Source organism: Desulfitobacterium hafniense DCB-2, from assembly GCF_000021925.1.
In the GTDB taxonomy this organism is placed as follows: domain Bacteria; phylum Bacillota; class Desulfitobacteriia; order Desulfitobacteriales; family Desulfitobacteriaceae; genus Desulfitobacterium; species Desulfitobacterium hafniense.
In genome coordinates this window covers 3330579-3345011 of the sequence record NC_011830.1, presented here as the reverse complement: position 1 = coordinate 3345011, position 14433 = coordinate 3330579, and the positions used below count along the sequence as shown (strand labels likewise).

Sequence of the window (14433 nt, the reverse complement as noted above, 5' to 3'; positions counted from 1 at the left end):
AGGATTTATGATAATAGAAGAGAATAGTATAAATTAAGAAGGAAATATGATGGTTCAGGATATAACGATTGAAGAGTTGCTGAAAATTAAAGATATAGTTCTTCTCGATGTTCGCTCTGAAGGTGAATATGAGGAAGCCACCATACCTGGTGCACTGAATCTGCCTCTGTTTAGTAATGAAGAACGAGCCATGATTGGCACTACTTATGTACAGGTCTCGCCCGCTTTAGCCAAGGAGCAAGGGCTGGCTATAGCCGGCCCTAAGTTGGATGGACTTTATAACCAAGCCAGGCAATGGTCCAAGGGCCGGCCTGTGGTGCTCTTTTGCTGGCGGGGAGGGATGAGGAGCAAATCCTTAGCCACTGTTTTGGGTCTGATGGGCTTGCCTGTTTACCGCTTGCAAGGGGGATATAAGGCTTATCGCCATTTGGTTCATGATTATTTTAGCCGGGAGTTCCCCTTTAAAGTTGTCGTGCTGCGGGGGAATACCGGTGTAGGCAAGACTGAGCTATTAAAGCGGTTAAGGGCTGACGGCTATCCGGCCATTGATTTAGAGTCCCTGGCTAATAATCGGGGCTCTGTATTTGGGTCGGTGGGCTTGGGTTCAGGTCCTTCTCAGAAAAGCTTTGAAGCCGCTTTGTACGAAGAGCTTAGGATGTTAGCGGATTTCCCTTATATTATAGTTGAATGTGAGAGTAAGCGCATTGGCCGCATCAATTTGCCGACCAATGTTTATGAAGCTATGAAAATGGGCCCGCAAATCCTGATCTATGATTCAGTTCAGCATCGGGTTGAACGCTTAATCAAAGAATACACCCAGTATCCTCATGCTGACCTGGAGATTAAGTCGGCGCTTGGGCGTCTGACGAAAAACCTGGGACATAAAACGATTGCCCAGTACAGCGCTTTGCTGGAACAAGGAAATTTAGAAGAGTTTACAGAAGGAATGCTGAAATACTACGATGCTCTTTATGCCTATCCTAACCAGCCCAGCCATGATTATGATGATTCCATAAGCAATGAAGATCCGGAAAAGGGGATCAAAGAATTGGAGGATTACCTTGATCAGTGGTCGGGTATACTCAGAAGAACAACTTTATTTGGAATATGTGATACAGCAAAATAAACCTGGCTTGCTGGGTGCTGTCTCCACATTATTGGGAATGCTTGAGATCAATATCTTAACCGTCAATGGGATCGGTGAGGACCGCCGGGGGTTTTTGCTTCAGTATCCGTCTCCGGAGAAGGTTCAAGCCCTCCAAGAGGCTTTGCAGCATGTCGATACCATTGAGATCGCAGCTTTTCGCCCGCCGACGATCTTTGATCGCCTGGCCTTGCGGCATGGGCGGCGTTTGGATAAGGCGGAAAGCAATCCGCCGACTTACCGCTTTATTAGGGAAGAATTAGGATTGCTTGTGGACTTTTTAGGAGATACTTTAGTTGAGGGTGGCAATCAGTTGATTGGCATCCGCGGGGTTCCCCGGGTAGGAAAAACGGAAGCCGCGATCAGCGCCTGCGTTTATGCCAATAAGAAGTGGATCCTCCTTTCTTCGACGATTATCCGGCAAACCTTGCGAACAACCCTTATGCTGGACGAAGCTGAAGATTCCGTGTTTTTAATCGATGGTATGACAAGCACCTCCCGTGGCAATGATGCCCACTGGGAATTATTGAACCGGGTGATGGAATTACCCACACCGAAGATCATCGAGCATCCTGATGTATTTTTGCGGGATGGCCGGATCAAAAGAGACCTGGATTTTATCATTGAGATTCGTAATCAACCTCAGGATGAGATTGGGATTGATGATGTAGCCGTTAGTTTTTCTGCTTTTGATATTAGCTAAAACACTAAGAAGGAGGGTTTATCATGGCAGGAGAGGGACAAATCCTTCGCAACGCTCGTGTGGATAAAGGGTGGAGCTTAACTCAGGCTGAAGAAGTTACCAAAATCAGAATCCGCTATCTGGAAGCTTTGGAAGAAGAAGCTTATCATATTTTACCCGGTGACACTTATACCAAAGGGTTTTTAAGAACTTATGCCAAGCATTTGGGAATAAACCCGGAGGAGGTTCTAGAGCACTATAAAGCCTTAGGGCAGCAACAGGAAAAACCCTTATCCGCTGAACCGGCTCCGCCGCTGCCCCGCCGGAGGCCCCAGTGGATTAAACCTGTGCTTGTGGCTGTTACCGGAGTGGTTGCTCTTGTGGTCGTGATTGGAATCGCCTCCCTGAGCAAGCATCCGGGCACCACCATTGCTCCGGAAGATATAGTCACACCCTTGCCTACTACTCCTCAGGAAGAAGTCGTCCAACAACCGGAAAACACTCCCCCGCCGGACGATACGCCACCGGCCCAAACCTCTCCTTCCAACCCCCAAAATGTGATCGCCCAGGAAAATGAAGGTCTGGTGGCTCAGCTGGTCTTTAGTCAGCCCTGCTGGATCCGGGTCAATGTGGATGGTCAGTTTGCTTTTGAGGGAACCTTTACTCAAGGAGCCACTAAAGAGTTAAAGGCAAAGGACCAAATAGAACTGGTCACAGTCGGCAATGCCGGTGGGCTTACGGTAACCCTTAACGGCAAGACCTGGCCAAGTCTGGGGGCTCAGGGACAGGTGGTTAATAACATCATTCTTAAGAAAGACAGCGCAAATCAAATCAGCCTCCTGCCTTGAGGCTTGAGGCTGGTTGAATATATTCATGGATGCAAAGGAGAGAGATTCGTGGCCAAGGATTCATCATTTGATATCGTTTCTAAAGTGGAGATGCAGGAAGTAATCAATGCGGTTCATCAAGCGCAAAAAGAAATTGAACAGCGTTTTGATTTTAAAAACAGTAAATCCTCCCTTGAACTGCAGGACGAGAAAATTATACTGGTTTCTGACGATGACTTTAAACTCCGCAATGTCATTGATATTTTGGAGAGCAAGCTGGTTAAGCGGCAGGTTTCTCTTAAAGCTCTGGAATATGGCAAGGTTCAGCCGGCAGCCGGAGATACGGTCCGCCAGGAAGTTAAGCTTGTTCAAGGAATATCTCAGGATAAAGGCAAAGAGATCAATAAGCTCATCAAAGACAGCAAAATCAAAGTGTCCAGTTCGATCCAGGGAGACCAGGTTCGGGTCACGGGGAAGAATAAAGACGATTTACAGGAAGTCATCGCCTTATTGCGCAAGCAGGATCTGGGTATCGACCTTCAATTTATCAACTATCGTTAAAGACATTCACACCTCCCACACTTGTGGGAGTTTTTGATTTCACTAGTTAAGGAGTGAGTTCGATTAAAATTCCCCAATTTCTACCTATCAGTAAACAGGACATGAAAAAACGGGGCTGGGAAGAGCTGGATTTCCTGCTTATTACCGGAGATGCCTATGTGGATCATCCCAGCTTCGGTATTGCCATAATATCCCGGGTACTGGAGAAGCATGGCTATAAAGTAGGCATTATAGCCCAACCCAATTGGCGTGATGTGAAAGCCTTTCAAGCTCTGGGCAGACCGCGCCTGGCCTGCCTGGTGTCCGGTGGGAATCTTGATTCCATGGTCAACCATTATACGGCGGCCAAGAAGCGGCGTCAAAAAGATGTCTATTCCCCGGGAGGCAAGGCAGGGTTACGCCCTGATCATGCCACCATTGTCTATACCAATAAAGTCCGTGAAGCTTTTCCGGGATTGCCGGTGATTATCGGTGGTATCGAAAGCTCCCTAAGGCGATTTGCCCACTATGATTTTTGGAGTGATAAGGTTAAGCGCTCCATCCTGTTGGACAGCCAGGGGGATTTGCTTGTGTTTGGCATGGGGGAAAAGGCGATTGTTGAGGTGGCTCATGCCTTAAACGACGGGGAACCCATTGCTGAGGTTCAAGGTGTCAGAGGGACCATGGTTCCTTGGAAAAAGGAGATTCCGGAAGGAATCATCCAGCTCCCTGCTTATCAGGATGTAGTGGGAGATAAGAGGAAGTATGCGGAAAGCTTCTGGGTGCAATATAATCAGCAGGACCCCTATTATGGCAAGGCTATGTATCAAAGCCATGGGCAGGTCGGGGTTATTCAGTATCCGCCGGCCTATCCTTTGACTCAAGCCGAGATGGACGGGGTCTATGCCTTGCCCTATGTTGGGTCTTATCATCCTGTCTATGAGGAAGCAGGCGGGGTTCCGGCCATTGAAGAAGTGGAGTTCAGTTTGGTCAGCTCCCGGGGCTGTTATGGAGGATGCTCTTTCTGCGCCCTGACCTTCCATCAGGGGCGGATTATCCAGGGGCGGAGTGCCGAGTCCATCGTCAGAGAAGCGGAGCAGTTGACCTGGAGTCCGCGTTTTAAAGGCTATATTCATGATGTGGGTGGACCTACGGCCAATTTCCGCCGCCCGGCCTGTAAAGCCCAACTTAAACGCGGGGCATGCCCCCATAAGCAATGCCTCTTTCCTGCTCCTTGTGCCAAGGCGGATGTGGATCACACCGAATATATCGATCTCCTGCGCCGCTTGCGCAATCTGCCTAAGGTTAAGAAAGTCTTTGTGCGTTCCGGAATTCGCTATGATGCCGTCCTGGCTGATAAGAATACAACCTTTTTGCGGGAACTGTGTGAGCATCACGTAAGCGGGCAGCTTAAGGTTGCTCCCGAGCATATCAGCGAAAAGGTATTGAAAAGGATGGGAAAGCCGGGGAAAAAAGTCTACGAGCGTTTTGCCGATGAGTTTAAAACGATCAATGAAGACCTTGGCAAAAAGCAATATCTGGTGCCCTATCTTATGTCCTCTCATCCGGGCAGCGGCTTAAGAGAAGCCATCGAACTGGCGGAATATGTCCGGGATATGGGAGTCAACCCGGAGCAGGTTCAAGACTTTATTCCCACTCCGGGAAGCTTATCCACCTGTATGTATTACACCGGGCTGGATCCCCGCACCATGGAAAAGGTCTATGTACCCCGGACCATGGAAGAAAAGGCCATGCAAAGAGCTTTGATTCAATACCGGAACCCTAAGAATTACGATTTGGTGGAGAAGGCACTGAAATCAGCCCATCGGGAGGACTTGATCGGCCATGGTCCTAAATGCCTGATTCGCCCCCGCTCCCAGCATAAGAAGAGCTTAGGCCCGATCGGGAAAACCTCACCTTCCTCCTCCGCCCCGCAGGCTCGTGACAAAAAGAGAAACAGTGTGAAAGGAAAACCCAGGGTTAAGTCCAGGCCAAAAGGGTGAACAGGAAGGATGAGCCGGGTCTAATCACAGATCTCCCCGAACTCTTCCCTCAGCATGTCCTCAACTTCTTCCATTTTGACAACTCCCAGCTCTTTCTGAAAGGAAGGTTCCAGTACTATATATTTTTCATAGGTTAACTCTTCATCCTCCTCGATAAATTTGGAGAAGGAAAAGAAAACTCCCTCCTTGCTTTCTTCAAGACGCTTGAGAAGATAATATTCAGTGGGGTCTAATTTACTTTGCAGAACCAAGGTATCGCCATCGATTACGAAAAGAACCCGGGCATCTTCATAAGAGCGGTTCTGGAACTTCCATATAAACCCTTGGCTCAGTGAGTCCTGATACCCAAGGGTGTCCTCTTGGGAGGCTCCCCAGGAGAAAGCCATGGAAAGTATTCCTTTTGCTTCCATTTCTTCGGCTAGTTCATCGAGACGGGAAGCCACGGCCGAAGGGATGCGGTATTCGTCACACATGGAACTTCCACAGGAATAGACAGGCACATTGATGACTTTACCAGCGCCATGATCGAGGGCGATGGGAAGGGTGCGGGAGTTTAAATAACCTGTATCCCCACAGCCGCATTGATCGACAGGTGAAAGAGTATCGTTTAACAAACTGAGCACCTCGCAATGATTATTATACTATGTAATCTTGTCCAGAGAGCTTACTCACATCATTCTACTGTAATCCATTTGAAAATTAAAGGGAATAGTTGCTAAGCCCCTCTTTTATAATATTGCCATATTTTAGTAATAAAAGTGTTGCCTATGACCGTAACCAAGGATAATTAGTTTTGACACTTAGGGAAATATTAGTTTATACTAGATTAGTAATTACACACAAATCAAGATTTTAAAGAAAGTATACAGTGCAAGCTTATACTTTCTGACAGTGCCGGAAAAAGAATTTTGGAGAAATGATGATATGCAGAGGTGCAGACATTGAACAAAAAAGTTGCTGTCGTGACTTTAGGATGTCCGAAGAATCAAGTCGATAGTGAAATCATGACCGGTCATATGATGACAAAATACCAGATCGTGAATGAGCCGGAGCAGGCAGATATTATCATTATCAATACCTGTACTTTTATTGAAAGTGCTAAGGCTGAGTCCATCGATATGATTCTCCAGATGTCTCAATATAAGGAAGAAGGACAGTGTCAGACTCTAGTGGCCACAGGGTGTTTGGCCCAACGTTACGGTGATGAGCTCTTAGCTGAGATCCCCGAATTGGACGGGATCATGGGGACCGGGAATGTCGCAGAGATTCTGGAGACCCTTGAGGAAGCAGAGAAGAGCAAGGTCAGAAGAATCAGCGCCGAGGCGCCCGCCTTTATCTATGATGAAACCATGCCTCGTGTCCGTTTATCCCCTAAGCAGTATGCCTATGTTAAAGTAGCGGAGGGATGCGATAATTATTGCACATATTGCATCATTCCTCATGTGCGGGGCCACTTTCGCAGCCGGACCCAGGAATCCATCCTTCGCGAAGTAGAGGCCATGGCTTCCGAAGGGGTAAAAGAGGTTTTACTGATCGCTCAGGATACTACCCGCTATGGCAAGGACCGTTATGGTGAATATAGGCTGCCTTCCTTAATCAAAGAGATTGCCGGGATTGAAGGAATAGAGTGGATTCGTCTTATGTATTGTTATCCGGAATTGTTTACGGATGAACTGATCACAGTCATGAAAGAAACGCCCAAAGTTTGCCGTTATCTCGATCTTCCTCTTCAACACGCTCATGATAAAGTCCTGGCTGAGATGAACCGGAGGGGTACGATCCGAGAGGCTGAAGGATTAATTCATAAATTGCGCCAGGAAATCCCCGACATTCGTCTTCGCACAACTATGATTACCGGTTTTCCCGGGGAAACGGAAGAAGAGTTTCAAGCTGTTGTAGATTTTGCTAAGAAAATCCGCTTTGACCGCTTAGGAGCTTTTGCCTATTCTCAGGAGGAATCTACTCCGGCCGCCCAAAGGGAGGACCAAGTGCCTGAGGAGATTCGTCAACAGCGGCGTGATCAACTCATGGAGCTGCAGCACGACATTGCTTACGAGCAGCAGCAGAGATGGGTAGGGCAGACCCTAAAGGTTCTTATCGAAGAAGCATTGCCGGATCAACGCTGGGTCGGCCGCAGTGAAGGGGATGCTCCGGAGATCGACGGTGTTGTCTATGTTGATTCACCTGGGGAACTTGAAATCGGGGACTTTGTACTGGTTAAGATTACCGGAGCAGATAGCTACGATTTAATGGGAGAGGTTGTGCAGTGAATTTACCCAATCAACTCACAATGGCGCGGATAATATTAATACCCATCTTTATGGCCTTGTTGCTCATCCAATTTCCTAAAGGTCAGCCGATTTTTCCTTATCAGGATTTTGTGGCGGCCATGATCTTCATCCTGGCAGCTGCGACGGATGGCTTGGATGGTTATATCGCCCGTAAAAGAGGCCAGGTTACAGTTCTGGGAAAATTTATGGATCCGCTGGCAGATAAACTTTTGGTTTCGGCAGCTTTAATTGCGTTGGTGGACTTGGGGCATGTGCCGGCGTGGATTTGCTGGATTATACTGGCCCGGGAGTTCGCAGTGACAGGGTTGAGAGCCATAGCCTCTGCTGACGGAACTGTGATTGCAGCCAGCAAACTGGGCAAGATTAAAACCGTATCCCAGGTTGTGGCTATTTCTCTGATTCTGCTCCATGATTGGCCTTTATCCCTCTTCAACCTCTATCTGGGACAGCCGCTTCTCTATGTAGCCCTTTTCTTTACGATTGTTTCAGGTGTGGATTATTTAGTAAAATCGAAGAAGCTTTTGAAAAAATAAAACCTATAATAATGAACAGAGTTTTCCAGAAAACGGAGGATTCTGTTCTTTATTTTTAAGCTTTTTTGTACTTATGCATCATAAGTGCAACCAGCGACTTCGCCCCATTGGCGGGTATGGGTTTAAGGCAAACACAGTGTCTTCGGGCAAAGCCAGGTTTTCTTTAGCATTATTGGTATGAATTGCATGAAAAAATAGTACATCAGCCGTGCTATAATATTGAAGTAAATGAGTACATGCGCTTGCTATATTTGAATCTGCATCCATAGAGGAATAATCGATACATTTTGGAATTTCTATAAATTATAAGGGAGTGGAGGCGCTTTATGACTAAGCAGCGGATCACCATCATCAGCTTAGTAAGTATGCTTATTTTCGGATTATTATTAAGCGGTAAGCTCTTATATGAGAATAAATGGCTGGAAGGTTCTTTGATTAAAGAAAGTCAACAGATTTCAGGGGTGCTGTCGGCTGAAATACTGGATAAGCAGGGTGCTTCGGAGATGCTGGTCAATACCGGCCAGGTCACCAATCTGCAAACTATTTGCACTCAGCTGAAGACAATTTCCGGAACCCATCCCATCCGTCTGGTGGATCAACGAACGCCTGAATTGGAAGAAGTGTATCAGCAGATGCAATTTGCTATTCAAGAGGGAATGGTTATGGGAAATTTTACGCAAATGCAGGAAACTCTTGCCGCACAGGCTGAGCAAGCTGGAGTGATGATGAATCTGACCATGGATAATGAAGGGATTTATCTCGTCTTGACCCAAGGGGAACATCAATTGGTTTCCGTTATAGAGAGACACGGGCAAGGAACATTCCTGCCCAGTGTAGGCAAGGATTATACAGGCATGAATCATTGAACGAGACTTCTTTCAGTGATAGTTGGGAAGGAGGAGAGAGAATGGGATTGGCTAAAGATATCGCGATGGGTGTTGGCGTAGGCTTGTTCCTTTATCTTTGGGTTTCCGGGTATAATGTTTTACCCATCGGGCTTTTAGTGCTTTTGGGTGTCGCTTTCTGGAAATTCATGCCCCGGTCCATGGTGGGAGGTTCCGAGAAAGGGGTCCGAATTTCCGGCAGCACGGTTGACTTTGAAGACATAGGCGGTCAGAATGCCGCTAAGAAAGAACTCCAGGAAGCCTTGGATTTTCTGTTATACAGTGAACGCATGAGGGAGCTGGGGATTCGGCCTTTGAAGGGTATCCTTTTATCCGGTCCGCCGGGAACTGGTAAAACCTTATTAGCAAAGGCGGCAGCCCGCTATACGGATTCTGTTTACTTAGCCATTTCCGGCAGTGAATTTGTGGAAATGTACGCAGGTGTGGGGGCAGAGCGGGTAAGGAAGCTCTTCAAAAAAGCCAGAGAATCAGCCAAAAAGGAAAAAAAGGATCGGGCGATCATTTTTATTGACGAGATGGATATTCTGGGGGCCAAACGGGGCAGCAATGTCTCCCACCATGAATACGATCAGACCCTTAATCAGCTGCTGGTGGAAATGGATGGACTGGGAAACAGTGAACAAGGTACCCAAATTCTCCTGATTGCCGCCACCAATCGCGCCGAAGCATTGGACCCGGCTCTTTTGCGTCCAGGACGCTTCGATCGCCTGGTCAAAGTGGACCTGCCGGATAAAGAAGGACGCCTGGCCATCCTCAAGATTCATACGAAAAACAAACCCCTGGCCTCCTGCGTGGATCTGGAACAGATTGCTCAGGAAACCTATAATTTTTCTGGAGCTCATCTGGAAAGTGTCACCAATGAAGCGGCAGTCTTTGCTTTAAGGGATGATGCCCGGGAAGTTAACATGTTTCATTTCCGGGAGGCTGTGGAAAAGGTGCTCTTAGGAGAAAAACTGGATCGCAAGCCTACGGATGAAGAATTACAACGGGTGGCGATCCATGAAGGGGGCCATGCTTTGCTTGCTGAATTTGTACGGCCCCATTCCGTGTCCCAGATCTCCATTCGCTCCCGTGGCAACGCCTTAGGCTATGTGCGCCACTATCCTAAAGATGATTTATATCTTTACACCCAGGCCATGATTGAAGAACAGATTATGGTCGCTCTGGCCGGAGCCATAGCTGAGGAGACCATCCTGGGCACACGCAGTACAGGTGCCGCCGGTGATTATGAACAGGCCCTGCATATGGTGGAGAAGATGCTGGCCTCCGGGATGTCCACCCTTGGGGTAGTGGATGTGGTAAAACTAGGAGCTGATCAGCGTCAGCAGGTCACCCGCGAGATATTGGCAGAGTTGGAGGAAAGAACCTGCCAGGTGATCCTTGATAAGAAGGGCATCCTGGAGAGAGTGGTTCAGGTATTGAAAACTGAAGAAGTTCTTAATGGAGAGAGGCTTCGCCTGCTTATCGAAGAGGAAGCAGCTTAATCCATTCCTAAACAATTTGACCTTCAATTCTTAGACAGTTCTAATCGGACTGCATAAGATTTGAAGGTCTTTTACTTGCCTAAAAGCTTAGGACACTTGCGATCTGACAAGCAAAGGCACATGCTGGGTTTCTGTAGCGTTTTTAGTACATAGCTTATAGATCATATACGCTTTTTATGATAGAATCCATTAGTGAAAAGCACTAAAGTTCGGACATTTTTTCCGGTTTATTAAGAGTATGTGAATAGAGCAGCAATAGTTAAATATTAAGTTAAGAGGGATAGATGTGAAAAAATGGTTGATAAAGATACCTATGACTTTATTTGCAGCTATGTTTTTTCTCATAATTTCCGCTTATTTTATTTTCCCGATTTTAAACGACATAAAAGCTGAAAAACTCGCAAAAGAAATGCTCAATACTACGCCCCCTAATAATACTGAAATAGTTGAAGCTATTTCAGGTTGTGGGAACACTGGAGGAACCGGTAATCACACGGAGGTTTGGATTGGCCTTCTCGTGAAATCAGGACTTTCAAAAAAAGAACTCTTAAAATATTATAGTGATTTATACAACTATATAGAAGTATATGAAACGGCGGCAGATGGGGCTGGTTATCCTATAATAATGCAGTTTATTGATGATGAGTTTAAAAGTTTCGAAAATATTTCTAACCACGATGATTACTTCATTATAGGAAGAACCGAAAACGCTGTTTCTTCATCTTTTGATTTGAGGGGACATTAACGCAGGAAAAAAACTGAGTGAATTCCAATTTATGATTACTTCAAAGAGGCATAGTTTTCCACTGAGGAAAGCTATGTCTTTTCTTATGCAGAATGATGAGATATTATGGATGCGATGGTAATTAGATTTATTGAGGGAAATGAGTTGAGAATAGGAATTTCAGGAGAAATTTCTAGGCTCAAAGCTTTAGGCTTTTCGTAAGGATAAGTTTCCCAAAGAAGAGAAATAATCTTAGTAGGAATGTTGTTTATCCCAATATGGCAAAATTAACGATGACTTATATTTGCGTTTAGAGGGGGAGAGTGATAAAATATCATGAAAGCTGAAATTATCGCAACTGGAACGGAAATACTATTAGGACAGACCTTAAATACGAGTGCACATTATCTTACAGGAAAGTTATCTGAGTTAGGAATTGAAGTGGATTACCATACCACGGTTGGAGACAACCCAGAACGGTTGAAAAAGGTAATCCTACAAGGAATAGAACGATCGGATCTGCTCATGATTACCGGAGGGACAGGGCCAACAGAGGATGATCTCTCCAAGGAGCTCATTGCGCAGATTTTTGGATTAAACATGGTTCTTGATCCGCCTAGTCACGAAAAGATTCAAGAGTTTTTCGCCATGAGGGGCAGCCAAATGCCCAAAACGGAAGAGAAACAAGCATACTTTCCTGAAGGATCTCAAATTCTTCCCAATCACTGTGGAACGGCTCCGGGAGCTATTGTCCAAAAGAATAACAAGACCATCATCCTCTTGCCGGGGCCTCCAACAGAGATGGAGCCTATGTTCAAGAACTATGTATGGCCATTTTTGGAGCGGATAGCTCAGGAAGATTCGGCAAGAATGTACGTTCGCGTGGTGAAAGTTGTGGGTTTGGGGGAATCGGAGTTAGAAGAGGTGCTCCGGGATTTCATGGGAAGGCATGAACCCGGCATGACTTTGCTGTGCAAGGATTCTGAAATGCATATCCGCTTAGTAGTCAGAGGGAATGCCGATGAAGCTGCAGCAATTCTCGCTCAAGCTGAAAGCGTGATTCATGAGCGACTCGGGGATAAGGTATTCGGCACGGATGAGGATACCATGCTTGAACTCGTCAGTAAGGGCTTAAAGGAACATCGGTTGACTCTTGCCACGGCGGAATCATGTACGGGTGGACTTTTGGGGGCACAGCTTACCCAAGAGCCCGGAAGTTCGGATTTCTATTTGGGTGGAGTTATCAGTTACTCTAACGCTCTGAAAGAAGGTCTTTTGGGGGTGAGTTCCCAGACTTTGCACCACTATGGTGCTGTCAGTGCTGAGACAGCACGGGAGATGGCCGCAGGCATCCGGGAGCGTACCCAAGCCGACCTTGGTATTAGTATTACTGGAATCGCCGGACCCGGAGGAGGAAGCCAGGAAAAGCCCGTTGGCTTAGTTTATATTGGCTTAGCTACTTCGGAAGGTGTCAAAGCGAATAAGTTTCAGTTTCATGGAAGCCGTGATTCGATCCGTCAGCTTACTGTTCAAGCTGCCCTGGATTGGATTCGCCGTTATATGTTGAATAGCGAAAGGGGTTAACTATTAATTGAGTGCAGAACGTTTACAATCTTTTGGTGAAATAAGTCTGAGCAAGCAAGTGCTGCAGGCATTATCAGAAATGGGGTTTGAGGAGCCCTCTCCAATTCAAAAAGCAGCCATTCCCGTGGCTATGGATGGTGTGGATTTAATCGGCCAGGCCCAAACCGGTACAGGAAAAACTGCCGCCTTTGGGATTCCCATCTGTGAAAAAGTCAACCCTAAGTTTCAGGCAGTTCAAGCCTTGATTCTGACACCAACCCGCGAACTGGCCGTTCAGGTGTCGGAAGAGATCAGCAAGATCGGGAAATATCGCCATATTAAACCCTTGCCCATTTACGGAGGCCAATCCATCGACCGTCAGATCCGGGCATTGCGCTTCGGCAGCCAGGTGGTGGTAGGAACTCCGGGTCGTATCCTTGATCATTTAAATCGCGGAACCCTAAAATTGCAGTATGTAAAAATGGTGGTTCTGGACGAAGCCGATGAAATGCTGGATATGGGCTTTGTTGAGGATATAGAAACGATTCTTAAGCAAGTTCCCAAAGAAGAGCGCCAGGTGATGCTTTTCTCGGCTACCATGCCGCCGGAAATTAAGAAACTGGCTCAGAATTATATGCACCAGCCTAAATCCGTAGCCGTAAGCCGTGATGAGCTCACTGTGCCTTTGATTGAGCAAGTCTTTTATGAAGCCAGAGACAAAATCAAAGTGGATGCCCTCTGTCGGATTATTGATATGGAAGATATCGGTCAAGCCATTATCTTCTGTCGGACCAAAAGAGGGGTTGATGAGCTTGTGGCCGCTCTGGAGGCAAGAGGGTATTTTGCAGATGCCCTGCATGGTGATTTAAGCCAACAGCAGAGAGACCGGGTCATGAAGAAGTTCCGTGACGGCAAGGTTGAGTTGCTTGTGGCTACGGACGTGGCAGCCCGGGGACTGGATATCGATAACGTAACCCATGTTATTAACTTCGACATTCCCCAGGATCCTGAATCTTATGTTCATCGGATCGGGCGTACCGGCAGAGCCGGGAGAAAAGGCCAGGCTATTACCTTGGTTTCTTCCCGGGAATACCGTCAACTCCGCTTGATCGAACGTTTGATCAAGACCCGGATCATACGCAAAGAGTTACCGACCCTGGCCGATGTCAGTGAACGGCAAGCGGAAAATCTCAAGAATCAGCTGGTTAAGATTTTGCAGCGAAGCCACTTGGGAACCTATCGCTCCATCGTGGGATCTTTGCTGGAAGAGTATGATTCTATGGATGTAGCGGCAGCAGCCTTGAAATTTGCTGTTGAGGGTGTTGAGGAGCGAAGTGAAGAGGAAGATGATATTGCTTTTGGCAATACTGGAGCAGCCCCTGGTATGGTCCGCCTCTTTATGAATATTGGCCGTCTTCAACAGGTTCGCCCTCAGGACATCGTCCGTTGGATAGCTGACGAAAGCGGAATTCCCGGCAACATTATCGGGATGATCAACATCTATGATAAATTTACCTTTGTGGAAATCCCTGAACAACATGCCAGCCGGGTTCTCAGCTGCATGCATCAGAACATGATTAAAGGCCGTAAGGTCAACGTGGAACCGGCTAAAGCCAGATAAAGAAACAAAAGGCCGCTGTCAAACGGACTGTAAAGTTCGTTGAACAGGGGCCTTTTTGTTGTCCAGCGGACTTCCCTACCAGGGTGGGATGAAATTCGGAATCGATTACGAATTTC

The 14433-nt window shown here is 46.8% G+C and carries 13 protein-coding genes; 12 read left to right on the top strand and 1 reads right to left on the bottom strand.

The window, feature by feature from the left end; genetic code table 11:
• The first annotated feature begins 46 nt into the window (after positions 1-46).
• The 5 genes from mnmH to DHAF_RS15585 are packed head-to-tail and all read left to right on the top strand — an operon-like array spanning position 47 to position 5196.
• Complete coding sequence (gene mnmH, locus DHAF_RS15605) at positions 47-1126, top strand: tRNA 2-selenouridine(34) synthase MnmH (protein WP_080518282.1); 1080 nt, start codon at positions 47-49, stop codon at positions 1124-1126.
• Positions 1110-1847 (top strand): DUF3388 domain-containing protein, encoded by a 738-nt coding sequence (locus DHAF_RS15600; RefSeq protein WP_005812888.1) that lies wholly within the window; start codon positions 1110-1112, stop codon positions 1845-1847. Before mnmH ends, DHAF_RS15600 begins: the two co-directional genes overlap by 17 nt.
• A 23-nt stretch (positions 1848-1870) precedes the next feature.
• Positions 1871-2674, top strand: coding sequence for a helix-turn-helix domain-containing protein (locus DHAF_RS15595; protein ID WP_015944408.1), 804 nt, complete (start codon positions 1871-1873; stop codon positions 2672-2674).
• A gap of 48 nt (positions 2675-2722) precedes the next feature.
• Positions 2723-3214, top strand: coding sequence for a YajQ family cyclic di-GMP-binding protein (locus DHAF_RS15590; RefSeq protein ID WP_015944407.1), 492 nt, complete (start codon positions 2723-2725; stop codon positions 3212-3214).
• 53 nt (positions 3215-3267) lie between these two features.
• The gene (locus DHAF_RS15585; RefSeq protein WP_015944406.1) at positions 3268-5196 is read left to right on the top strand and encodes a YgiQ family radical SAM protein; all 1929 of its coding nucleotides are present in this window, start codon (positions 3268-3270) and stop codon (positions 5194-5196) included.
• A gap of 20 nt (positions 5197-5216) precedes the next feature.
• Here DHAF_RS15585 and DHAF_RS15580 read toward each other — a convergent pair whose 3' ends face one another.
• A complete protein-coding gene (locus DHAF_RS15580; protein ID WP_041271974.1) occupies positions 5217-5819 on the bottom strand; it encodes a hypothetical protein in 603 nt (200 codons plus the stop codon).
• Positions 5820-6137: 318 nt separating this feature from the next.
• On the opposite strand from DHAF_RS15580, the gene rimO reads away from it, so the two are divergent.
• The 7 genes from rimO to DHAF_RS15545 all read left to right on the top strand — a co-directional run bounded on the left by rimO (position 6138) and on the right by DHAF_RS15545 (position 14317).
• Positions 6138-7466 carry a 30S ribosomal protein S12 methylthiotransferase RimO gene (gene rimO / locus DHAF_RS15575; RefSeq protein ID WP_015944404.1) on the top strand — a complete coding sequence of 443 codons (1329 nt, stop codon included), beginning with the start codon at positions 6138-6140 and terminating at the stop codon, positions 7464-7466.
• Positions 7463-8020, top strand: a complete 558-nt coding sequence (gene pgsA / locus DHAF_RS15570; RefSeq protein WP_015944403.1) for a CDP-diacylglycerol--glycerol-3-phosphate 3-phosphatidyltransferase — start codon at positions 7463-7465, stop codon at positions 8018-8020. The genes rimO and pgsA overlap by 4 nt, the downstream gene beginning before the upstream one ends.
• A gap of 326 nt (positions 8021-8346) precedes the next feature.
• Complete coding sequence (locus tag DHAF_RS15565) at positions 8347-8886, top strand: hypothetical protein (protein ID WP_015944402.1); 540 nt, start codon at positions 8347-8349, stop codon at positions 8884-8886.
• A 41-nt stretch (positions 8887-8927) separates the two neighbouring features.
• Positions 8928-10409, top strand: a complete 1482-nt coding sequence (locus DHAF_RS15560; RefSeq protein ID WP_015944401.1) for an AAA family ATPase — start codon at positions 8928-8930, stop codon at positions 10407-10409.
• A 286-nt stretch (positions 10410-10695) separates the two neighbouring features.
• Positions 10696-11154, top strand: a complete 459-nt coding sequence (locus DHAF_RS15555; protein WP_015944400.1) for a hypothetical protein — start codon at positions 10696-10698, stop codon at positions 11152-11154.
• A gap of 315 nt (positions 11155-11469) precedes the next feature.
• Positions 11470-12717 carry a competence/damage-inducible protein A gene (locus DHAF_RS15550; RefSeq protein ID WP_015944399.1) on the top strand — a complete coding sequence of 416 codons (1248 nt, stop codon included), beginning with the start codon at positions 11470-11472 and terminating at the stop codon, positions 12715-12717.
• A gap of 7 nt (positions 12718-12724) precedes the next feature.
• Positions 12725-14317, top strand: coding sequence for a DEAD/DEAH box helicase (locus DHAF_RS15545; RefSeq protein WP_015944398.1), 1593 nt, complete (start codon positions 12725-12727; stop codon positions 14315-14317).
• The last annotated feature ends 116 nt before the right edge of the window (positions 14318-14433 follow it).

Coding starts and splice junctions, on each gene's coding strand:
- mnmH (WP_080518282.1), top strand. CDS start 47: ATGATGGTTCAGGATATAACGATTGAAGAGTTGCTGAAAATTAAAGAT.
- DHAF_RS15595 (WP_015944408.1), top strand. CDS start 1,871: ATGGCAGGAGAGGGACAAATCCTTCGCAACGCTCGTGTGGATAAAGGG.
- DHAF_RS15560 (WP_015944401.1), top strand. CDS start 8,928: ATGGGATTGGCTAAAGATATCGCGATGGGTGTTGGCGTAGGCTTGTTC.
- DHAF_RS15565 (WP_015944402.1), top strand. CDS start 8,347: ATGACTAAGCAGCGGATCACCATCATCAGCTTAGTAAGTATGCTTATT.
- DHAF_RS15550 (WP_015944399.1), top strand. CDS start 11,470: ATGAAAGCTGAAATTATCGCAACTGGAACGGAAATACTATTAGGACAG.